Genomic DNA, 278 nt, shown 5'->3' with positions numbered 1-278 from the left:
TGTCTGTACCGGTTTATTCGTGTTGTTTTTATCTTTTCGTACAGCTTCCTTGCGAACGGTTTCATTTTGATTTCCGTTTTGTATCGCGCGGTTGATGCGGTCACGCGCCGCCTGACGGTCAAATTGAGAATGGTATGAATTGTTGTCAGCAGAAGAATTGGATGAAGATTCGCCACCGCTGCGCGCACGGCTTGAACCATCCGTTTTACCGGAATAGCCTGCGGGATCAATGATGGCTGTGTATTCGCGTGATTGTGAACCTGCGCCGACTTGGAAAA

General features: G+C 48.6%; 1 pseudogene. It reads right to left on the bottom strand.

Annotated features, from left to right (window positions below):
- Positions 1–278: pseudogene (locus ACTHS4_RS11910) on the bottom strand (FimV/HubP family polar landmark protein); the annotation flags it as partial.

The organism is Neisseria sp. P0014.S009 (assembly GCF_051958155.1).
Taxonomy (GTDB): Bacteria; Pseudomonadota; Gammaproteobacteria; order Burkholderiales; family Neisseriaceae; genus Neisseria; species Neisseria flavescens_C.
The sequence above is the reverse complement of the archived record's forward strand: the minus strand, read 5'-3'. Positions and strand labels throughout refer to the sequence as shown.